Source organism: Kribbella sp. NBC_01484, assembly GCF_036227145.1.
In the GTDB taxonomy this organism is placed as follows: domain Bacteria; phylum Actinomycetota; class Actinomycetes; order Propionibacteriales; family Kribbellaceae; genus Kribbella.
The window spans coordinates 8,216,403-8,236,958 of record NZ_CP109437.1 but is presented as its reverse complement, the minus strand read 5'-3'; the positions used below and the strand labels follow the sequence as shown (position 1 = coordinate 8,236,958).

Genomic DNA, 20,556 nt, shown 5'->3' with positions numbered 1-20,556 from the left:
AGCTCCGCCACGCCGCGCCCGAGCGCCTCGCCGACACGCCCGAGTCCTTCGAAGGCCTCGGCTGTGACCGTTGCCGGTGATCTGGTCCAGACGCAGTACGGACCGGTACAGGTCGAGATCACGATGCGGAGCGGGCAGATCACCCGGGCCCGTGCACTCGCCCGGCCGAGCGGGGACGGCCAGACGGACTCGATCAACAGCTACGCGATCCCACAACTGGTCCAGGAGACCCTTGCCGCGCAGAGCGCGCGGATCGACACCGTGTCCGGGGCGACCTTCACCTCCGAGGGATACCGGCAGTCGCTGCAGTCGGCGCTCGACGCGGCACATCGAGCCGGTGCGTGATGAGGACCCACTCGGAGCGGCTGCGACGCAACGCGGCGGTCGTCGGGGCGACCGGCGTACTGCTCGGTCTGCTGTTCCTCTACCCCACGAGCACGAATCGGACCGACTCGCCGACCTCCGCCGCGGTCAAGCCCGGGGTCGTCAGCACGGGACCGGCGACCGGCGTCCTGACGGTGAACGGCAGCTCGGAGGGCACCCGGTACGGTCCGGTGCAGGTCCGCGTCACGATCCGTTCGCGCCGCCTGGTCGCTGTGACCGCACTCGTCTATCCGTCGTCGGGAGGGCGCGACCAGGAGATCAGCGCGTACGCGCTGCCGCAGCTCGAGCACGAGGCGATCGCGGCCCAGAGCGCGCAGATCGACACCGTGTCGGGCGCGACCTTCACCTCGGACGGATACCGGCGCTCGCTGCAGTCCGCCCTGGACGCGGCCCACCTGCAGGGCTGAAGTCCTCCAAGAAAACACCAAGAACGGTCTGCCAGCGTGGCGACTCCAGATCAGCACGATCCGAAGGAACCTGATGCAGACAGTCAATGGTCTCCCTGCCCATGTGCTCCTCGTCCACGCCATCGTCGTGCTCCTGCCGTTGTCGGCAGCGTTGCTCGCACTGACCGCGATGTGGCCGGCAGCCAGGCGCCGATTGGCCGGTCCGAACGCGATCCTGGCGCTGTTGGTCGTCGTACTGGTGCCGATCACGACCAGCGCGGGAGAGTTCCTCGAGCACCGCTTGGCGCCCAACGCGCTCATCCACCAGCACGCCGAACTCGGCGACACCGCCATCTATGCGGCCATCGGAGTCGCCGTACTGGCACTGATCGTCTGGTGGCGGCAACGGGAAGGCCGCGGCGCGACCCCGGCGAAGCGCGCCTATCTCGCACCAGCCTCGACCGCTGTGACCGCGGTCGTGACCGTGGCCGCCGTCGTCGTCTCGGCCGCGGCGGTCTACGACGTCGTCAGAATCGGCGACTCCGGCGCGAAGGCGAGCTGGAGCGGGTGGGCCCAGGGCTCCTGACCGTGATGGGCCCGGCGCCCACCGTCGATGACGGGGAAGTGTCATCGGCGGATCGGGCCCCCGCGTGGACGGTGAGAGCTGGATGAAACATCTGTCATCCGCGCCGGCGGGCGCGTCCCTTGCCGCACTGTTGCCGCTGACGGCGTGACGTCTCCAGGACGCACGCGGGTGGGCAAGTGGGGGTGGGGTCGTGACGCTTTACCGGAGATCCGTGCCGCGGCGGTGGCTGCGGGTACTGGTCGGACTGAGCCTGATCGCAGCGCTGCTGTCGGTCGGGCAACTGAGAATCGCGGCGCCGGCGAGCGCCGCCGGGCCGGGCAGTATGACCCTGCACGTGGTCAGCGCCCGGTCGGTGAACTCCGGTCCCGGCTTCGTGCACGAGAACGATCCGGTGCCCCACTACAAGTGGATCGTCAATGTCGACGACACCGGCGATCCCGGCACCCGGGCGAACCAGCTGACCGACCGGTGTCTTCCGGCGACCGCACCCGGTGGCTCGTCAGATCCGAACTACGCGGACACCTGCCCGTGGCCTTCGACCCGCCCGACGTCCGGCTTCGCACCGATCGTTGCCCAAGGCACGGAAACGGACCTGAACGACAGCACGGCGCTGGGTGAGCTGCCGCCGGGGAAGTACCTGATCTCGGTCACCGCGGACGGCTTCAAGATCGACGGGCAGCACTTCACCATCACCTCGGGGACGACCACCCACGCGGTGGTCCGGATGAACCCGACCCCGTTGCCGCTGACAACGCTGCGGCTGCAGGTCTTCAACGACAACATTCCGGTGGACGGCACCTACGAGGCCGACGCCGAGCAGGGACTCGCCGGCTTCACTGCGACCCTCACCGACGTCCTCGGCCTGGTCAGCACCGACTACTACGGCAACCCGCTGTGCACCGTGTACAAGCACGCGAACGCCAACGGGACCGGGCCGATGCTGTTCGACGCCAACAACCGGCCTGTCATCGACACCGCCCGATCGACCGGTCAGTGCGTGAGCAACGCGAGCGGTGCGATCGTCATTCCCAACCTCGGACCGAACCGCTATGCGGCCACGGTGTCGCCCCCCGCGGGTCAGTCCGGGTGGGTGCAGACCACCACGCTGGAAGGTGGCCATGACCACGACATCTGGCAGCAGGAGGGCGAGACCGGTTACGACACCGAGCAGGTCCGTGGCGCCGAACTGGTGTCCGCCGTCCAGTTCGGCTTCGTCCGGACCCGCGGCATCACGCCGCCGGCCGGTACGACGCCGACCGGCGAGATCAAGGGTGTCGTCATCGCCGGCCTGCCCTACATCGGCGGTCAGAACGGCCAGGTCGTGCCGGAGACCGGCTTCGCCGGAGCGAAATCCGACGGCCCGATCCCGTACCCGTGGGTGGCGCTGTCCGACCTCGACGCCGGCGACGCGGCCGTGTACGTCGGTCGCGGCGCGGCCGACGGCAGCTTCGACATCACCAACGTGCCGGACGGGACCTACCAGCTGACGCTGTGGGACGACGACCAGGACTACATCCTGTGGAGCTTCAACGTCGAGGTGCACAACGGCGACGTGACAGATGTCGGCAACAAGATGCTGGTCGGCTGGTTCACCCACATCCACGGCAGCGTGTTCATCGATGCCAACGGCAACGGTAAGCGTGACACCGGCGAGAAGGCGGTGCCGAGCTTCGGCCTGACCGTCCGCGAGCGCGACAACTCGTTGATGGACCAGTACACGAACACCGCGGTGACCGATGCCGCGGGCAACTACGACATCAGGGAGACCTACCCGCTGGGCAAGTGGCTGGTCCTGGAGGGCTTCAACACGCGCTACAAGACCACCGGCATCACCTATCAGGCCGCCAACGAGACGAAGCCGACCACGCAGCTGGGCAGCTTGGTCGACATCAACTTCCTGCCGATCATCGGCCTGCGCGGCCGGATCGACTGGGGTGTGCAGCCCTACGATCCCGGAACGAACGGCGGCATCGTCGGCACCGTCACCTACGACACGACCCGCAACGAGCTCGACCCGGCGATGGCCGCAACCGAGCCGTACCAGCCGGGCATCCCGGGAATCCCGGTCCGCTTGTACCTGCCGAAGGCCTGTACGGACACGACGCCGGTCGAGCGCTGCCGGCAGGGCTACGAGACCGAGCCCCAGCAGATCTCCGACGGCAACGGTGGTCTGGTGGACAACCCGCAGTACGGCGCGTTCGTCAAGGGCCCGGAGGTTCAGGACGCCTATACATCGGAGGAGTGGGCTCCGCCGCGCGGCTGCACGGCCCGGATGTACAACGGCCAGCCGCTGACCGATCAGCAGGCGCTCCCGGCCTTCGGTACGACGGAGAACCGGTTGTGCGTCGAGGCCCCGATGATGGGCGTGACGGTCGGCGCCAGTGACAGCGCCGGTGGCAGTCAGACCGTGAACGGCAACTACGGCTTCGCCACCTCGAAGGTCAACCTCTACCCACCGACGGACACGGTGCACAACCCCGACGGGCTCGCGCTGTACGCACCGCTGCCCGCCGGTCAGGAGCAGGACCTGCCGGCCCGCGACTACATCGTCTCGGTGGACATTCCGAACGACCCGGTCGACGGCAAGCCGATGTACAAGGTGACGCGGGAGGAGGACGTCAACGTCTTCGACGGTGACACCTACTTGCCGCAGGAGAACTATCCGCCGGCCACCCCGGCGCAGGCGAACGACCCGGCGGGCCCACCGGACCCGACCCCGACTCCGCCCGCCGAGCCGCCGTCCCAGCAGGCCGGCATCATCTCACCGTGCGCCGGACCGCTGCACACGGTCGACGTGACCAACGAGGCGTTCAACGCCGGCGGCGGCAGTCCGTTCCAGGGCTACGAACGGCCGCTGTGCGGTGACAAGCTGGTCGGCCTCCGGGCCAACCAGGCGGTCGCCCCCAACTTCAACCTGTTCACCGACGTCCCGATCCCGACGCACTTCTGGGGCCTGACACTGAACGACCTGGGGCTGACGCTCGACAAGCGCAGTGTCAACTACGGCGAGGCACAGGGCCTACCGTTCGTCCCCGTCGGCCTGTACGACTGGTCCGGCCGCCTGGTCGACACCGTACACACCGACTTCAACGGACTCTACGAGGCGCTCGAGCCGTCCACGGGCACGTACAACTGCCCGCTGCCGGCTGGACCCTGTCCGAACATGTACCGCTTCGTCGGCAACGATCCAGGTCAGCCTGGTGCCCTGAACCCGGACTACAACTCGAGATTCAGAACCATCGCGACCAACTTCCAGGCCTGGCCAGGGCTCTACACAGTGACCGACGAGGCGCCGACCCAGGTTGCCGCGACGGTACTGGCGCCCGACACGACCACGGTCAACCCGACGATCTGTGACCTCGGCGCGTCCGTCCCGCAACTGCTGTCCGTCAGCAGGCCGTACATCCGCCGGGGTGACTCGAACCGGTCGATCACGGCGACCGGCTTCGGCTTCGGCGCTGGCGGCAGCCCGGACCGACTGACGCTCAACGGTACGACGATGGCGATCACCAGCTGGAGCGACAAGAGCATCACGTTCACGGTGCCCGCGTTGTTCCCGCTCGGCGCCGCAGTCCTGGAGATCACCGGACACAACGGCAAGGCGAGCGTCAACGGGCTCACCCTCCAGGTGCTCGGGGCAAGCATCCCGCTGCTGGCCGGAATGTCCGCGACCAACCCGTTGATCGCGGAAGTGGGTCCGACGAAGCAGTACAAGACCGTGCAGGCCGCACTCGAGGCAGCCACGCCGACCCGGCAGCGGCCGTACTGGCTGGTGGTCGTCTGGCCGAACGCGCAGACCAGTGCGAACCCGCACGGTGACTACAACGAGAACGTCATCGTGCACCACCAGGTTCGCATCCAGGGCGTCGGCCCCGGCGGCTTCGACTCGGCCGGCACCTGGGTCCCGGGTTCGATTCTCGACGGCTCGGGCTTCAACCTGGACAACCCGAACGGCACCGCCTGGATCAACCGGCTGAGCAGCCTGGCGTACTCGGGCAATCCGGCGGTACCGGACTCGGCTGTGGTGACGGTGCTCGACGACCCGGCCCGGGCGGGGTTCACCCCGAGCAGCTGGCCGGTCACCCTGGACGGGCTCAGCATCACCGGCGGTGCGCAGGCCGACATCCCCGGCAACGTCAACGCGCTTACCGGGGCAGTGACCACGCCGTACGGCGCGGCCGGTGCGCTGGTCACCCAGGGCGGCGGGGTCTACGCACACTCGAACGTCCGTGGGCTGCAGGTGACCGACAACGTCATCCACGGCAACGGTGGATCGTACGGCGGCGGCATCCGGATCGGCACGCCGTACGTCGGTGACAACCGGAACTACGACCCGGTGATCGCGCGCAACCAGATCCGCGACAACGGCGGCACCAACCTGGCCGGTGGGATCGGGCTGTTCACCGGCAGCGACGGCTACCGGGTCACCGACAACGCCCTGTGCGGCAACTTCTCCGCGGAGTACGGCGGCGCACTGACCGCCTTCGGCTACATGGCCAACCCCGGTGGCAGCACTGGTGGCAGCATCACCGGGAACCGGATCTGGTTCAACGCCTCGTACGACGAGGGCGGCGGCGTGATGGTCGCGGGCGAACTGCCCGTCACGCCCGCGGCGCTTTCGCCGGGCACCGGTCCGGTGACGATCGACGCGAACGTGATCCAGGCGAACCTGGCCAACGACGACGGTGGCGGGATCCGGTTGCTGCAGGTCAGCGGATCGCACATCTCCCGGTCCGATCCGCAGACCATCGTGATCACGAACAACACGATCGCCGACAACGTGTCGGCCCACGAGGGTGGCGGCCTGGCACTGGACGACGCGGTCTTCGTGAACATCGTGAACAACACCATCACGAAGAACCTGACCACGGCCTCGGCCGTGACCAGCAACGGCCAGCCTGCTCCGGCCGGCCTGTCGACCGCGGCGAACAGCGACCCACTGCAGGCCAGGCTGCGCAACACGTCGCTGTTCTCCGGCTCGCAGACGCTGGCGGCCACGACGTTCAGCAAGCCGACACTGCTGAACGACGTGTTCTGGGACAACCGGGCCGGCTCCTTCAGCGGTGGGTACGTCTACGGCATCGGCGGTCAGCTGCCCGACGGTACGGCGAACTCGGTGAACAACTGGGACATGGGCGTCGCCGACGACCCGGGGGCGCTGCTGACACCGACGCACACGGTGCTGCAGGACGTGACCGGGACCGCCCCGGACGCGTCGAACTCCACGGTCGATCCGGGCTTCGTCTCGCCGTACGAGGTGTCGGTGAACATCCTGGCGGTCCGGTCGTACCCGGCCTTCCGGGAGGCGGTCATCGTGGCGCAGTTGCTGCCACCGGATCTGATGGGCGACTTCCACCTGTCCACCGCGACGCCGGCGTCGTCGGCACGCGGTCTGGGTGCGGCGAGCACCATCGTCCGTTGGGGAACGCCGACCACAGGGTTCAGCTACACCGTGGCCGCGCCCAGCCCGGACATCGACGGCCAGCCCCGGCCGACCGGGACCGGCAGCCAGCGCCGGTACGACGCCGGATCCGACCAGATGACGCCGTGACCCGTGCGGCCTGCCGCGTCCCCTCCGCGGCGGGCCGCACCTTCTACCTTCACCGAACCAGCAACGGGAGAACTCCAGTGACCGATATCTCCACGTCGCGTGGACTGACGCGGCGTTCCCTTCTCACCGGCGCGGGTGTCGTCGGCGGCGCGGTGCTCGGTGGGCGTCTGCTCACCGGCGGCGCTGTGCTGGCCGCACCCGACCGGTCGGCGGCAGCCGCCGCGCATCCGATGAAGCAGGTCCACCTGGTCGGCACCGACGGATGGGTCGCGATGCCCGGCGACGCACCGCCGGACCCGCCGTTCTTCCCGGATCCGTTGGCGCCGAGCCCGTTCAACACCTACGTCTTCGGCTTCCGCGACGTCACCGGCATGGCGTCGAACCTGGTCGCGGCACAGCGGGGCAAGGCACAGGTGAGCGCACCGATGATGGCGTTCGACGAGGATGACGACATCTACCTGACCCTGACCAATCTCGGCCTGGCGCAGCGGCCGGACCTGTTCGACGGGCACACCCTGCACTGGCACGGATTCGTCAACGCCATCCCGCTGTTCGACGGCGTCCCCGAGCTGTCGCTGGCGGTGCCGATCGGGCGCGACCTGACGTACTTCTACCGGCCGCACGACGCCGGCACCTACATGTACCACTGTCACTTCGAGGACGTCGAGCACGTCCAGATGGGGATGACCGGCATGGTGTTCGTCCGGCCGGCCCAGAACCGGACCCCGCTGCACCCGGGGGAGCGGTACGCGTACAACGACGGTGACGGGTCGACGGCGTACGACCGTGAGTTCGCCTTCATGCTGACCGAGCTGTGGTCGGCGGCGCATTACCGCGACGCGCACATCCAGGTCAACGACTGGACCGACTACGACCCGAGCTTCTGGCTGCTCAACGGCCGGGCGTATCCCGACACGATCGCTGCGAACGGGGACCCGCTGAGCACCGCCGCGGGCCGGCTGCAGTACCAGCCGATCTCGTCGCTGATCCGCTGCAACGCCGGCGACCGGGTGCTGTTGCGGATGTCGAACCTCGGCTACCAGAACCACGCGATGACCGTGGACAACCTCGATCTGACCGTGATCGCCAAGGACGCCAGCCTGCTGAAGGGCCGCGACGGCACGACGAACTACCTGACCACGAACATGGTCGAGATCGGGCCCGGTGAGAGCCGCGACGCGCTGTTCGTGGCGCCCGGTCCGGGGGAGTACCTGCTCTACGACCGCAAGTACTCCTATCTCGACAACGGCGGCGGGCCCGGGTACGGCGGGATGATGACGAAGATCGTCGTCGGCCCGCCCGGCACCTATCCTGCCCAGACCGCGGCGAATGCGTGACGGGGGCGATGATCCGATGAAACGACTCTCGGTCCAACGACTGCTGGCCCTGACGGCGGCCGTCGTACTGGTCACGACGCCGCTCGTGGTGCGGACGCAGGCGTCTGCCGCGGAGATGTCCGAAGGACTGCTCTGCGACAGCGACCCGAACCAGACGTTCTCGCTCACGGCGAGCGACGGCTACGTGTCCACGCCCGACGGCAACTCGATCCTGATGTGGAGCTACGGCAACAGCAAGCGCGGCTTCCAGTTGCCCGGTCCGACGCTGTGCGTCGAGTCCGGCCGGCCGGTCACTGTGATCCTGCACAACAAGTTGCCGGAAGCAACATCCATCGTCTTCCCCGGACAGCAGTCCGTGAGGGCGAACGGCAATCCGGCGCAGCCGCAGTTCGACTCCGGCGGCTCGCTGACCTCACTGGTCCAGGCTGCCGACGCCAGCGATGGTTCGGTCACGTACACCTTCACCGCCGGCAGCCCCGGCACCTATCTCTACGAGACCGGCACCGATGTGGACAAGCAGCTCCAGATGGGCCTGTACGGCGCCCTGGTGGTCCGGCCGGCGGGCCATCCGAACCAGGTGAACGATCGCACCGACTCGGCGTTCGCCAACGGCAAGGAGTATGTCTATCTGCTGTCCGAGATCGACCCCGACGTCCACCTGGCCGTCGAACGGAACCAGCCGGTCAACGTCAACGCGTCGAAGTCGCGATACTTCCTGATCAACGGCCGCAGCATGCCGGACACGCTGGCGCCGAACAACGCACCCTGGCTACCGGGACAGCCGTACGGCGCGCTCGTGCACATCAAGCCGTACGACGCCGCCACCAACCCGCTGCCGGCGACGATCCGCTACCTCAACGCCGGCAGCGTCAACTACCCGTTCCACCCGCACGGCAGCGACGAGCGGGTCGTCAACCGCGACGGTCATGCGCTGCAGGGACCGTCCGGCCAGGACCTGTCGTACCAGAAGTACGACCTGGACGTCGGTCCCGGGCAGACGCTCGACGTACTGATGGACTGGCGTGACGTCGAGCACTGGAACGCGACCACCAACCCGATCCCGACCCAGATCCCGGCGATCACCGACCAGTTGCTGGTCGGCCCGGACACCTGGTTCTCCGAGAGCGGCTACCTCGGCACCAAGAACGCGGTGCCCTCGAACCTGACGCAGAACAACGAGTGCGGCGAGTACTACCACATCGCGCACAGCCACGCGCTCGAGCAGGCGACCAACTACGGGGCAGCTTTCGGCGGCATGATGACGGTCTTCCGCATCGATCCGCCCGCCGGCTGTGCGAGCCAGTGAGGACACCGACGATGACGAACAGATTCCGGGTCGCCGCCGCGGGCGTAGCGACCACAGCTCTCGCTGGCGCACTGCTGTCAGCGGTGCCCGTCGCCGCGGCACCGGCGGTCCAGCAGACGCCCTCGCGCGCATCGGTTGCCGTCGGCAAGCTCACCCCGCGGGGGTGCAGCTTCGGTACGGGCACTGCCGCCTGCGACCTCTACGCGATGGCCGGTACGTCGACTGTGCTCGGCACCGCGGTGCCGATCTGGGGATTCTCCTTGGCCGGTGCGGCTGGCTCGGCCACCGCACCGGGGCCGGCGCTCGTCGTTCACCAGGGCGACCAGGTGACCGTCACGCTGCACAACCAGCTGGCCGGGCAGACCGTTTCGCTGGCGTTCCCCGGGCAGGGCCTGCCCGCTGGTGGTGAGGACACCGCCGGCATCGCGTCGGGCGCCCGCACCTACACGTTCACCGCCGCCAGGGCCGGGACCTTCCTGTACGAGGCCGGCCACACGTCCGGCGGCGCTCGCCAGGTGGCGATGGGACTGGCCGGCGCGTTCGTGGTCCTGCCGCCGGACGGTACGGCGTACGGGACGCAGCCGGCCGGCTATCCGGCCAGCCAGTACGACGACGACGCCCTCGTCGTCCTGAGTGAGATCGATCCGTCGTTCAACGCGAATCCGGCCGGTTTCGACCTGCGCAAATTCAGCCCGAAGTACCGGCTGATCAACGGCAAACCGTTCCCGGCTACCGATCCGATCGCGACGGACCAGGCCCACAAGGTGCTCCTCCGGTACGCCAACGTGGGATCCGTGACCCATCCGATGACGGTGCTCGGCGGTCTGCAGACCGAGATCGCGCAGGGCGGTCATCCGGCCCACTTCAGCACCACGGTGGCGGCGGAAAGCGTCGATCCAGGGCAGACGCTGGACGCGCTCGTGACGATGCCGACCGGTCCGGAGGCCAAGCTGGCCCTCTACGAGACCGCCCGGCATCTCGACAACAACGGCCAGCACACCGCCGATCCGGCGCAGTTCGCCTTCGGGGGGATGCTGACGTTCCTCGACACCAACGCGCCGCCGCCGAGCACGGACGGCGTTGGCCCGGTCTCGACCCACCTCCGGCTGGCGCCGAACCCGGCCACCGGTCAGGTGCCGGTCTCGGTCACCGCGGACCTCAGTGATGTCACGACCGGTGGATCAGCGGTGACCCAGGCCGAGTTCGTCATCGACGACGCGGTCACTGTCGGGCCCGGATTCGGTACGCCGATGAGCCTGCCCAGCAGCGGTGTGAGCGTCATCGGAGCCACCGGGACCATCACCACGGCGATGCTGGCCGCGCTCGACGCCGGTCGTCACACCGTGTTCGTCCGGGCGCTCGACGCGGCCGGCAACTGGGGCGTCGTCGGCTCGGTGATCCTGAACCTGCCGAAGACAGGCCCGCAGACGATCAACGGCTCGATCGCGGACGTGCCGGCCAATGGCACCGTCGCGGTCGGTGTCTCGGCGACCGGGGACGACTCGGACGCGGGCGGCCTCATCACCGCCGCCGAGTACTTCCTCGACACAGCCGGGACCGACGGCACCGGGACCCCGCTGACGCTGAACCGCAGCGCGACCGTCGTGTCGGAGGACGTCGATCTGGCACCAGCTCTGCTGCAGACCCTGACCGAGGGGACGCATCACGTCCTGGTGCACAGCAAGGACTCGCTCGGTCTGTGGGGACCGCCCCTGGACATCCCGTTGCCGATCGACGTCACCGGTCCGGCCGTGGACGCGGCTGCAGTCGGGCCGAACCCGACGAACGGCGTACTGGCTGACAAGAGCCACCCGGGCAACCTGTTGATCTCCGCCGAGATCACGGACAAGGACGCCGGTGGGGCGGCCCAGAGCCGGCTGGTGGACGCCGAGGCGTTCCTCGACCCGACTGCGCCGAACCCGGCCGGCGGGACCGGCCTGCAGATGCTGCCGGTGGACGGGAAGCTCGACTCCACAGGGGAGGCGTTCTACGGGCTGATCCCGCTGACCCAGGTCAAGGCGCTGGCCGACGGCACCCATCACGTCTACGTCCGCGGCCAGGATGCCGCCGGCAACTGGGGCCCGTTGTTCGCGGTGAACCTGGTGGTCGACAAGACGGCGCCGGTGCTCGGAGCCCTGACCGCCGCTCCGAACCCGACCAACGGTGCGGACACCCTCACTCTCACCGCTCCGGTCACGGATGCCTCGCTGATCGCGAAGGCGGAGTACTGGCTCGGGTCCACCGACCCGGGGGTCGGCAAGGGCATCTCGGTGCCGGTCAGTGTGGTCGCGGGCAAGGTCCAGGTCACCGTGCCGTTGGCCTCCGTGACACCTGGCAACCAGGTGTTCAACCTGCGGGTGCAGGATCTGGCCGGGAACTGGAGCAAGGCGGTGAACACCACCGTCTCGGTCCAGCGGCCGAACCGGATCTTCGCCGACGGGTTCGAGTCGGGCGGCTTCGGCTTCTGGAGCTCGAGCACTGGTGGGGTCGCCAACACGACGACCGCGGCGCTGCCCGGGCCGCTGGAGCCGGGGAGCCTGCGCGGACTGCAGGTGACGCTGCCGGGCGCCGGCTATCTGACCGACAACACGCCCGCGGCGGAGACGTCGTACCACGCCAGGTTCGTGTTCAACCGGAACACGCTCACCTCAGGCACCAACGCGAACACCGCCCTGAGCCTGTTGCAGACACGGACCGGTACGAATGGCCAGGTCTTCGCGCTGGAGTACCGGTTCACGGCCGGCTCGGCGCAGGTCCGGACCGTGCTCGACCGCAGCGGGGCCGGAGCTCTGACGGGGGCGTGGTTCACGCTCACACCCGGTACCCACACCCTGCAGGTCGACTGGACGTCCGGACCGGCCACCGGTACGTCGGCCGGCTCGCTGCGGCTACTGGTGGACGGCGTCAGCCGCTCGCTGCAGACCGGGAACACCAGCACGCTGCGGATCGAGACGGCCTGGTTCGGGGTGTCGGCCGGGATGAGCGCCAGCTCCTCCGGGCGGGCGTACTTCGACACCTTCAACTCGACCAGGTTCACGATGCCGTGACGCCATGACCGCCGGGGCCTTGAGCGATCAGGGCCCCGGCTCAGTCCTTGGGAGGGACAGGCATGCTGGAGACAACAGTTCGTCAACGGGCCGGCTGGACGGCGGGGGCCAACCGCCTGGTCGTGCTGGCCGCGGTGCTCGCGATGGCAGCCGTCGCCGGCGTCCTCGTGGGATTCAAGCTCTGGTCGTCGCCGGGCGATCCGGGGGCGTTTCCGCAAAGCACCGCGATCGAGCAACAGTACGGCGTGCGCTTCAGCCGGATCGCCGTCGTCGGGGACGGCGGCCTGATCACGCTGACCTATGTCGTCCTCGACAGTGAGAAGGCCACCCGGTTCCAGTCCGATGTCGGGCATCCGCCCGAGCTACGCAGCGAAGCCCGGGACGGCGGCACGAAACGGGTGTCGGTGATGAAGCAAGGCCATGCCTTGCGCGCGGGACAGACGTACTACCTCGTCTACCAGAACACCAAAGGTGCACTCCGCCACGACGAGAAGGCGTCTATCCAGCTCGGCGACCTCGTCCTGCCGCATGCACCGGTCCTGTGAGACCACGTCCGGCGTCCGGGAGCGTCAACTCGCGGTGGAGACCTCCGGCTGGATCGGCAGGAAGACCTCGAACAGGGCGCCGCCCTCGGGCGCCGCCGAGACGGTGATCCGGCCGCCGTGCGCACGGACCGCGGCCTGGGCCATCGGCAGGCCGAGCCCGCTGCCCATCGGGACCACGGATCGGGGCGGCCGGTGCCAGAAGCGCTCGAAGACATGCGGCAGGTCGACCGCCCGGATGCCCGGGCCGGCGTCGGCCACGCTGATCACGTACCAAGGCCCCGCGATCTCGCCGGACAGCCGGATCCGATCACCGGAGGCGGTGAAGTGCACCGCGTTCTCGATCAACGCGTCAAGGGCCAGTTCGAGCCAGTCCGGGTCTGCTGTGATCCTGGCTCCGGCCAGCCGATCGACCGCCCAGTCCCGGTCGGCGCTCTCGCGCCAGTTCCTGCCGATGCCGCTGAGCAAATCGGCCAGATCCAGGTCGACGTGACGAAGGGCGCGTCCGGAGTCCAGCTTCGCCAGAGCGAGGAGTCGCGTCGACAGTGCCGACAGCCGGCCCATCTGGCGGACGACGATCGCGTAGTCGCCGGCGGACTCGGGGCTGGTGGTGACGATCGGCTCGAGCAACTCGAGGTGCCCGACGGCGATCGTCACCGGCGTCCGCATGGCGTGCGACGCCTCGCGGAAGAACTCGCGCTCCCGCTCGAAGACGGCCAGACGCTCCTCCGCCATCAGCTCGACCTCCTGCTGCGCGGCGACCCGCCGCCGGGCGTGCCACACCATCGCGAGGAACAGCAACGGCATCAGGGGTATCTCGGCCCACTCGGCCCGGCTGGTGCCGTCCTGCAACTGATGGTTGACCAGGATCCACCCGGTCGTCACGGTGACCAGAAACGTCACCAGCAGCGTGGGTGCCAGCGGCCAGACGCGAAAGCCGTACGCGAGCGTCAGACCGAGGAACAGGAAGTGATAGGGGATGACCTCCCGCTCGATCATCACGTTCATCAGGGCGAGCATCGCCAGCACGTAGGCAGCGAGCAGGCCGTCGACCAGCCGGTACCACTCCGGTGTCAGCCGGCCATTACTGAACCGGCCGAGCCAGGTGGTCCGGGCATCACGCGCTTTGAAGCTGATAGCCGACATTGCGCACCGTCTGGATCACGTCGCGAGTCATCTTGCCGCGCAGCCGCCGGACGTAGACGTCCACGACGTTGGTCGCGGGGTCGAAGTCGTAGCCCCACACCGCGGACAGCAGTTCGCTGCGCGAGCAGACCTTGTCCGGCTTGCGCATCAGGTGCTGCATCAGCAGGAACTCGCGCTCCGAGAGCGCGGCCTCGCTGCCGTCGATCCGCAGCTTGCGCGTCCGGATGTCGAGCAGGATCCGGCCGACCCGCAAGACGAGATCCTCCGAATCCCGGCCGGCGGAGTCCCGCAGCCCGAACCGCACCCTGGCCAGCAGTTCACGGATCGTGAACGGCTTCGGCAGGATGTCGACCCCTTGCTCCAGGCAACGAACGCGCGCTTCCGCGTCGGCGACCGCCGACAGGACCAGGATCCGGGTCTCCGGGCTGCTCACCAGCACGGCGGCGATCACCGCCTCACCGTCGACCTCCGGCATCCGCAGGTCCAGCACCATCAGCTCCGGCTTCTTGGTCAGCGCCATCCGCAGCCCGTCGCCGCCGTCCGTGGCGGTCAGCACCCGATAGCCCTCCGCCTCGAGCCCGCGCCGGACGAAACGAACCACTTCCGGTTCGTCGTCAACCACCAGAATTGTTGCCATGTTCCCCCCATGCCGGTCGCGCCGTCGAGCGCACCCGCCATCCCGATCCGTCCCCCGAACCCAAGGACATACTGACTCCCCGTGACGCCGGACGGAAGTCCCGGCGCGCGATTCTCGCCGAACCGCCGCCATGACAGTCGGGTGAAAAGGTTGTCATTTCGATGACCTCGCGGCGCCCGCGGGTGGATCGTCTCGAACAGACTGTTGGTGTCCGAGGGGGGAGACCGTGGGCACTCTCACGCGGGACAGGCAGGCTCACCGGCGAAGCCGGTGGGTCAGGGCATCCCTCCTGGTGGTCGTCACCGCTGTGCTGTGGCTGGCTTCCGGCGGTGTCGCCCAGGCTCACCCCGTGCTGCTGCGGTCCACCCCGTCGGACGGGCAGACGGTGCAGGCGGCGCCACGGCAGATCGACCTCTGGTTCTCCGAGCCTCCGACGGCGGCCGGGATCGAGGTTTCGCTGTCGGATCGTGACGGCCGTGCCATCCCGCTCGGAACCACCCGGATCGCGGACCGCGGGATCCATGTGGTCGTGTCCGGCTTTCCCGAGCTGCCTCGGTCGGTGTACGAGCTTCGCTGGAGCGTCGTGTCGAAGTACGACCTGCACCGGTTGCAGGGCACGCTGGTGTTCGGCGTCGGTCTGGCGGCGACCTCGACCGGTGAACCGGCCCGTTCGGTCACCGGGCCGGCGGCCACCGTCGTCGACGTCGTGCTCGGCTGGATGGACCTCGCCGCCACGTCGGTGCTCTGCGGCTGGGCGTTCCTCGCCACCGCGCTCGCCCGGCGCCCGAAGCCGGCGCTGCCCGAGCCGGTGGTGGCGACCATGCTCGGACTGGCCGTCGCCTTTGGATTCCTGTCGGTCTTCACATCCTTGGTTCGCAGTGGGAGACAGCTGTCGGAGGCGAAAAGCTCGGAATCGGGTCTGGCGATCCTCATCGGCTCGGGCCAGTTGACGCGCTGGACGCTGCGCGAGCTGGCCCTCGTCGGAGTGCTCGTCGTGCTGATCAGGCGTGTTCGCGGCCTCTCAGCCGGACCATTGGGTACGTCGTTGCTGGTCGTTCTCCTGCTCGCCGACATCGTGCTGCGGTCCGCGAGCAGCCATGCTCAGGCTGGCCCCGTATCCCTTGTAGTGCTGTCCCTGCATCAGGCCGCCGGGCTTGCCTGGATCGGCGGTCTTGGTCTCCTCGCTGTCCTGACGGGCCAGCTTCGCGAGAACCGCGGGCAGGCCTTCCGGCTCTGGAAGGCATTCGGGCCGCTGGCCGCCGGTTGCGTCGCCGTCCTGTCCGTGACCGGCCTCTTGCTGGCAGGCCGTCAGGTGGCGAGTCTCGATGCCGCTCTCGGGACCCTGTACGGCAAAGCGTTGTTGGTGAAACTAGCGGTCGTGGCGGCAGCGATGATGCTCGGATTCCGGCATGCCCGGCGGTTGCACCCCTGGCTGATCCGACGGCCGGACCGTCAGCCGAAGACTCCGACGGCCCGCGGCCAGGCGATCTCGGCTTTGCTGGGCGTGGGCGTCCTGCTGTTCGCGGTGGTACTCGCCGTGACTCCGCCGGCGCGTGGCCCGCAGTTCAGCAAGCCGATGCCGGTCGCCACGCGCGCGACGTACCAGGTGGACGACCTGCTGATCACGGTGGCGCTGGCGCCGAACGCGCCCGGCCGCAGCCTCCTCCTGGTGGACGTAGTCAGCAGCAGGCGCCCTGTCCCAGGACCGATCTCGGCGGTGACGGCCGACCTCGGAACAAGTACCGGGATCGTCCTCCGGCGGACCCAAGGTGCTGTCGGGGGCGACTCGCGATGGCAGGCCGCGGTGGATGTCGAGGCAACGGGTGACTTGCCGCTCCGGATCGCTGCCGTCCGCGGCCACCCCGGTTCCGCGACGGTCTCCGGAACCTGGGTCGTGCCGAGCGGCCTGGCGCCGCGTGCTGTCGTCGTCTCGAACAGTCCATTGACACCGTGGACGAATGCCGCCGCCGCACTGACAGCCCTGCTGGCCCTGACCGTCGCGGGCGCGCTCGTGCACCGGCATCGCCGACGCGTCGCGCCGGGCTCCGAACAGCTGTCCGGAGCGCACGAACTCGAGGACGCCGCTACACACCGGTGAGCGCTCACTTGGTGGTGGTGCAGATGTACCTCTCGATGAGGTTGAACGGGCCGCCCTGGACGGAGACTTCGTTGCGCCAGATCATCGTGTGGTCGTCGACGAGATGCCAGGAGAGGCGGAGGCGGACGGGTGGGCGCCCGATGCTCTCGAAGGTGAGCAGGTCGCCGTTGATCCGGCCGGACAGGATCTCCAGGTGGCCGTAGTTGTCGGCGACCGAGGCGCGGTACTCGCCCGCCTGTGGATCCCAGCCTGCGACCCAGTGCAGCTGCCAGTGGAGGACGAAGGTCCCTTCGGTGAGGAACTGGTCCTGCCGGTAGTCGCCGACGATCCACAGTCCGTTCTGGATGGTGTGATGGCGGCCTTCGCCGGTCGCGGTCATGGCAGGACTCTCCGGGCCCATGCCGCCGGCCTGGATGGTGCCGGTCCAACGCACATTGCGATGGAACCGGGCGAGCTGGACCATCTCGTCACCGGGCTGTACCGGCAGCGGAATTCGTGTTACCGGCGTCGATGTCATCGTGTGCCTCCCGAGATGTTGCTGATGTGAAGGTGAGGTGTTCGGCGAGCTGGGCGGAGCACAACGCGAGGGTTGTGGCGATGGCGATGGTCAGGAGCAGAGTGGATGGAGACAGGGCAAGGTTCAGGGTTGCGGCGGCGACTGCGGCGACAGCGAGGATGGTGGACTGCCAGCTGACGGCGTCCGGACGCTCCCCGTCGGAGCAGAGGATGATGATCACTCCGCTCAGCAGGAGTGTCACGCAGGTCATTCCACGAGCGGTGATGAAGTTGCTGGAGGCAAGGAACAGCAGGTAGAGCACCACCAGTACGGCGATCAGGGTCGAGGCCACGAGGTCGCGGCGGCCGAGCGTGGGCATGGCTCAGCCGCCGTGGGCGGTCGAGATGTCGCGGCCGTCGAGGGCGGGCAGCGCGATCGCGACGAGGAAGGCCGAGCCGGCCAGCAGCCAGAGGTAGCTGAGTTGGAGGCCGGCACCGAGCGGTCCACCGTTGAACGCCTGGTGGATGGGGGAGTAGGGCTGCCAGGACTCGAAGCGCGGCAGGATGAGTCCGACGGCGTAGACGACGTACGCGGCGGTGGCGGCGGCCGCGGCGATCCCGATCGCGGCGGAGCGGCGTCCGGTGAGCGCGCCGGCGGCCAGGGCCAGTACGCCGTACTCCACGCCGAGCAACGTCATCGCGAGCGCGCCACTCGCGGCGGCTGGAACGCTGATGCCAAGGCCGAAGATCAGGCTGCCGAGCGTGGTGGCGACGAACAGCGCGAACCCGAGGACGGCGATCGACAGCGCCAGCGCGAGCGCCTTGTCCACAACGATCCGGAAGCCGGACACGGGCGTGACCAGCAGCAGCTCGAGGGTCCCGCGTTCCTCTTCGCCGGCCAGGGCACGGGCGCCGTGGCCGATGCCGTAGACCAGGAAGAGCCCGGGCAGCATCAGCGTGAACAACTCGGCGTTGAGGAAACCGGCGCCCGTGGACATCGCGTCGAGGTCGAAGAACTTGCGCAGTTCCTCCGGGAACGACTGGTACAGCTCGGTCAGGTTCGGCATGTCCCGGACCGACGGCCACAGGGCGCTCTCGAGCAGCACGAGTGCCACGATCGCGATCGACCAGCCGATCAGGCCGCGGCGGGCGTCGTACATCGACTTCAGGAAGACGTTGCGGAACATGGCGCTCACTCCCGCCCGGTGTAGTAGTCGAGGAACGCGGCCTCCAGGTCGGCCTCATGGCTGACGACGTTGGTCACCTCGTACGGCCCGACCGACCTGATCAGCTCCGCGGTCGATCCGGTGACGACGACATGCGCGGTGCGGCCGTCGATCGTGAGCTCCTGCACACCTGGTACGGCGTGGATGCGGTCCGCCGGCGGGGTAGCGGCGAAGGTGAGATCGAGGCGACGGCGGGCCTTGTCCCGCAATGCTTGGACGGACTGCGTCGTCACCAGCCGGCCGGCTCGCAGGATCGCGACAGTGTCGGCGACGGCGTCGATCTCGGACAGGACGTGCGAGGAGAGGAAGACGGTCCGGCCGGCGCCCCGGGTCTCCCGGAGCAGGTCGCGGAACTCGCGCTGCATGAGCGGGTCGAGTCCGGTCGTGGGCTCATCCAGGATCAGCAGGTCGGGCTCGTGCATGAACGCCTGGACGATGCCGACCTTCTGCCGGTTGCCGCGGGACAACATACCGATCCGGACACTCAGGTCGAGGTCGAATCGCTTGGTCAGCAGTTCGATCCGATCCCGGTCCACACCGCCGTACAGGTGGGCGAAGTAGTCCAGGTACTGCGCGCCGGTCAGGTCCGGGTAGGCCACGAAGTCGCCGGGCAGGTAGCCGATCCGCCGCTGGATGACGTCGTACTGGTCGTTGGCGTCGAACCCGAAGACGACCGCGGAGCCGGACGTCGGGCGGATCAACCCGGCGAGCAGGCGGATCGTGGTGGTCTTGCCGGCGCCGTTCGGCCCGAGATAGCCGAGGATGACGCCGGCCGGGACGTCCAGGTCGAGCCCGTCGAGCGCGGTCCGGCGGCCGAACCGCTTGGTCAGTCGCCGGGCTTTGATGACGATGTCCCCATTGAGTGTCATGGCAACGAATCCTCAGCTGTGATGGATGACGGCGACCGGGCAGTGCGAGTGGTGGAGCAGGCCGCGGGCCACTGATCCCAGCCGCAGCTCGGAGAACGCGGTGTGGCCGAGCCCTCCGACCACCACCAGGTCGGCGAGCTCGGACTCGTGCGCGAGCACCCGCACCGGATGATCGGCGACGGCACGGTGGTCGACAACGACCTCGGGGTACTTGGCTTGCCAGTCGTCCAGCGTCCGGGCCAGGAGTTCGTCGGTTGCGTCGGCCCAGGGCGGCCGGCTCGGGTCGGTCCAGACACTGGGATCGGGGTAGCTCTCGCGGATCTCGACAGCGTGGACACCGACGAGTTCGGCGTTCGTCGCGTCGGCCAGCTCGAAGCCGAAGCGCAGCGCGTCCTGGCCTTCCAGTGATCCGTCGACGCCGACCACGATCCGCCGGTGCGCGGGCGCCGCCGGATCCCAGGTGTCGGGTACGACGACCAGCGGCACCTTGGTGCTGAGCGCCGTACACGCCTGGGATGTCGATCCGAGCACGAGCTCCGCGAAGCCGCCCATGCCGCGGCGGCCGACGACGAGGGCCTGGGCACGCTCGGACAGCTCGAGGAGGATCTTGGCCGGATGGCCGTGGCGCACTTCCAGTGACGCGGTCGTGAATCCGATCCGCTCGAGCTCCTGGAGGGCGTCTTCCAGCACCTCGCTGCCGTCGTCCGGTCCGGTCGGCCGTGTGCTCGTGGGGAGCTGCGGCTGATCGTCCAGGACGTAGACGGCGTGCAACCGCGCCTGCCGCAGGGTGGCGTACGCCGCCGCCCAGCCGAGCGCGATCAGGCCGTCGCGTGATCCGTCGATCCCGACCAGTACAGGCTGTTCCGCTGACATGGGACACCTCTCGGTTCGTACTCCTGCAGTTCCAGTCAAGCCGTGCGCGGGCGCTGGAGGGAGGGCCGAAGGT

The 20,556-nt window shown here is 68.7% G+C and carries 16 protein-coding genes; 9 read left to right on the top strand and 7 right to left on the bottom strand.

Features of this window, described 5'->3' with window-relative positions; all coding sequences use genetic code 11:
* Positions 1 to 63 precede the first annotated feature (63 nt).
* The 8 genes from OG555_RS39790 (at position 64) to OG555_RS39755 (ending at position 13,142) form a co-directional block, all read left to right on the top strand.
* The gene (locus OG555_RS39790) at positions 64 to 345 is read left to right on the top strand and encodes an FMN-binding protein (RefSeq protein ID WP_329478820.1); all 282 of its coding nucleotides are present in this window, start codon (positions 64 to 66) and stop codon (positions 343 to 345) included.
* Entirely contained in the window at positions 345 to 791 is a 447-nt protein-coding gene (locus tag OG555_RS39785; RefSeq protein ID WP_329478818.1) for an FMN-binding protein, read from the top strand. Before OG555_RS39790 ends, OG555_RS39785 begins: the two co-directional genes overlap by 1 nt.
* Positions 792 to 864: 73 nt before the next feature.
* Positions 865 to 1,356, top strand: coding sequence for a DUF2231 domain-containing protein (locus OG555_RS39780; RefSeq protein WP_329478815.1), 492 nt, complete (start codon positions 865 to 867; stop codon positions 1,354 to 1,356).
* A gap of 190 nt (positions 1,357 to 1,546) precedes the next feature.
* Positions 1,547 to 6,907: a hypothetical protein gene (locus OG555_RS39775; RefSeq protein ID WP_329478813.1), complete on the top strand. Its 5,361-nt coding sequence runs from the start codon at positions 1,547 to 1,549 to the stop codon at positions 6,905 to 6,907.
* A gap of 77 nt (positions 6,908 to 6,984) precedes the next feature.
* Positions 6,985 to 8,244 (top strand): multicopper oxidase domain-containing protein, encoded by a 1,260-nt coding sequence (locus OG555_RS39770; protein WP_329478811.1) that lies wholly within the window; start codon positions 6,985 to 6,987, stop codon positions 8,242 to 8,244.
* A gap of 16 nt (positions 8,245 to 8,260) precedes the next feature.
* Entirely contained in the window at positions 8,261 to 9,550 is a 1,290-nt protein-coding gene (locus OG555_RS39765) for a multicopper oxidase domain-containing protein (protein WP_329478809.1), read from the top strand.
* 11 nt (positions 9,551 to 9,561) lie between these two features.
* Positions 9,562 to 12,597 (top strand): multicopper oxidase domain-containing protein, encoded by a 3,036-nt coding sequence (locus tag OG555_RS39760; protein WP_329478807.1) that lies wholly within the window; start codon positions 9,562 to 9,564, stop codon positions 12,595 to 12,597.
* A gap of 62 nt (positions 12,598 to 12,659) precedes the next feature.
* Positions 12,660 to 13,142: a hypothetical protein gene (locus OG555_RS39755; protein ID WP_329478805.1), complete on the top strand. Its 483-nt coding sequence runs from the start codon at positions 12,660 to 12,662 to the stop codon at positions 13,140 to 13,142.
* Between the two features lie 24 nt (positions 13,143 to 13,166).
* Here OG555_RS39755 and OG555_RS39750 read toward each other — a convergent pair whose 3' ends face one another.
* On the bottom strand, positions 13,167 to 14,285 hold the full coding sequence (locus OG555_RS39750; RefSeq protein ID WP_329478802.1) for a sensor histidine kinase: 1,119 nt from the start codon (positions 14,283 to 14,285) through the stop codon (positions 13,167 to 13,169).
* Positions 14,257 to 14,922, bottom strand: a complete 666-nt coding sequence (locus OG555_RS39745; protein WP_329478800.1) for a response regulator transcription factor — start codon at positions 14,920 to 14,922, stop codon at positions 14,257 to 14,259. Before OG555_RS39745 ends, OG555_RS39750 begins: the two co-directional genes overlap by 29 nt.
* A 292-nt stretch (positions 14,923 to 15,214) precedes the next feature.
* Here OG555_RS39745 and OG555_RS39740 point away from each other — a divergent pair, with 292 nt between their 5' ends.
* Positions 15,215 to 17,020 (top strand): copper resistance CopC/CopD family protein, encoded by a 1,806-nt coding sequence (locus tag OG555_RS39740; RefSeq protein ID WP_329478798.1) that lies wholly within the window; start codon positions 15,215 to 15,217, stop codon positions 17,018 to 17,020.
* 4 nt (positions 17,021 to 17,024) lie between these two features.
* On the opposite strand, the gene OG555_RS39735 is transcribed toward OG555_RS39740, so the two are convergent.
* The 5 genes from OG555_RS39735 to OG555_RS39715 all read right to left on the bottom strand — a co-directional run bounded on the left by OG555_RS39735 (position 17,025) and on the right by OG555_RS39715 (position 20,483).
* On the bottom strand, positions 17,025 to 17,399 hold the full coding sequence (locus OG555_RS39735) for a hypothetical protein (protein WP_329478796.1): 375 nt from the start codon (positions 17,397 to 17,399) through the stop codon (positions 17,025 to 17,027).
* An 88-nt stretch (positions 17,400 to 17,487) separates the two neighbouring features.
* A complete protein-coding gene (locus OG555_RS39730; RefSeq protein ID WP_329478794.1) occupies positions 17,488 to 17,895 on the bottom strand; it encodes a hypothetical protein in 408 nt (135 codons plus the stop codon).
* A gap of 3 nt (positions 17,896 to 17,898) precedes the next feature.
* Entirely contained in the window at positions 17,899 to 18,702 is an 804-nt protein-coding gene (locus tag OG555_RS39725; protein ID WP_329484936.1) for an ABC transporter permease subunit, read from the bottom strand.
* A 5-nt stretch (positions 18,703 to 18,707) separates the two neighbouring features.
* Positions 18,708 to 19,610: an ABC transporter ATP-binding protein gene (locus OG555_RS39720; protein ID WP_329478792.1), complete on the bottom strand. Its 903-nt coding sequence runs from the start codon at positions 19,608 to 19,610 to the stop codon at positions 18,708 to 18,710.
* Positions 19,611 to 19,622: 12 nt separating this feature from the next.
* A complete protein-coding gene (locus tag OG555_RS39715; protein ID WP_329478790.1) occupies positions 19,623 to 20,483 on the bottom strand; it encodes a universal stress protein in 861 nt (286 codons plus the stop codon).
* Positions 20,484 to 20,556 lie beyond the last annotated feature (73 nt).

Excerpts from the sequence above, each read along its gene's own strand:
- OG555_RS39785 (WP_329478818.1), top strand. The coding sequence starts at position 345 with ATGAGGACCCACTCGGAGCGGCTGCGACGCAACGCGGCGGTCGTCGGG.
- OG555_RS39780 (WP_329478815.1), top strand. The coding sequence starts at position 865 with ATGCAGACAGTCAATGGTCTCCCTGCCCATGTGCTCCTCGTCCACGCC.
- OG555_RS39765 (WP_329478809.1), top strand. The coding sequence starts at position 8,261 with ATGAAACGACTCTCGGTCCAACGACTGCTGGCCCTGACGGCGGCCGTC.
- OG555_RS39760 (WP_329478807.1), top strand. The coding sequence starts at position 9,562 with ATGACGAACAGATTCCGGGTCGCCGCCGCGGGCGTAGCGACCACAGCT.
- OG555_RS39755 (WP_329478805.1), top strand. The coding sequence starts at position 12,660 with ATGCTGGAGACAACAGTTCGTCAACGGGCCGGCTGGACGGCGGGGGCC.
- OG555_RS39750 (WP_329478802.1), bottom strand. The coding sequence starts at position 14,285 with ATGTCGGCTATCAGCTTCAAAGCGCGTGATGCCCGGACCACCTGGCTC.
- OG555_RS39745 (WP_329478800.1), bottom strand. The coding sequence starts at position 14,922 with ATGGCAACAATTCTGGTGGTTGACGACGAACCGGAAGTGGTTCGTTTC.
- OG555_RS39735 (WP_329478796.1), bottom strand. The coding sequence starts at position 17,399 with ATGACCGCGACCGGCGAAGGCCGCCATCACACCATCCAGAACGGACTG.
- OG555_RS39730 (WP_329478794.1), bottom strand. The coding sequence starts at position 17,895 with ATGCCCACGCTCGGCCGCCGCGACCTCGTGGCCTCGACCCTGATCGCC.
- OG555_RS39725 (WP_329484936.1), bottom strand. The coding sequence starts at position 18,702 with ATGTTCCGCAACGTCTTCCTGAAGTCGATGTACGACGCCCGCCGCGGC.
- OG555_RS39720 (WP_329478792.1), bottom strand. The coding sequence starts at position 19,610 with ATGACACTCAATGGGGACATCGTCATCAAAGCCCGGCGACTGACCAAG.
- OG555_RS39715 (WP_329478790.1), bottom strand. The coding sequence starts at position 20,483 with ATGTCAGCGGAACAGCCTGTACTGGTCGGGATCGACGGATCACGCGAC.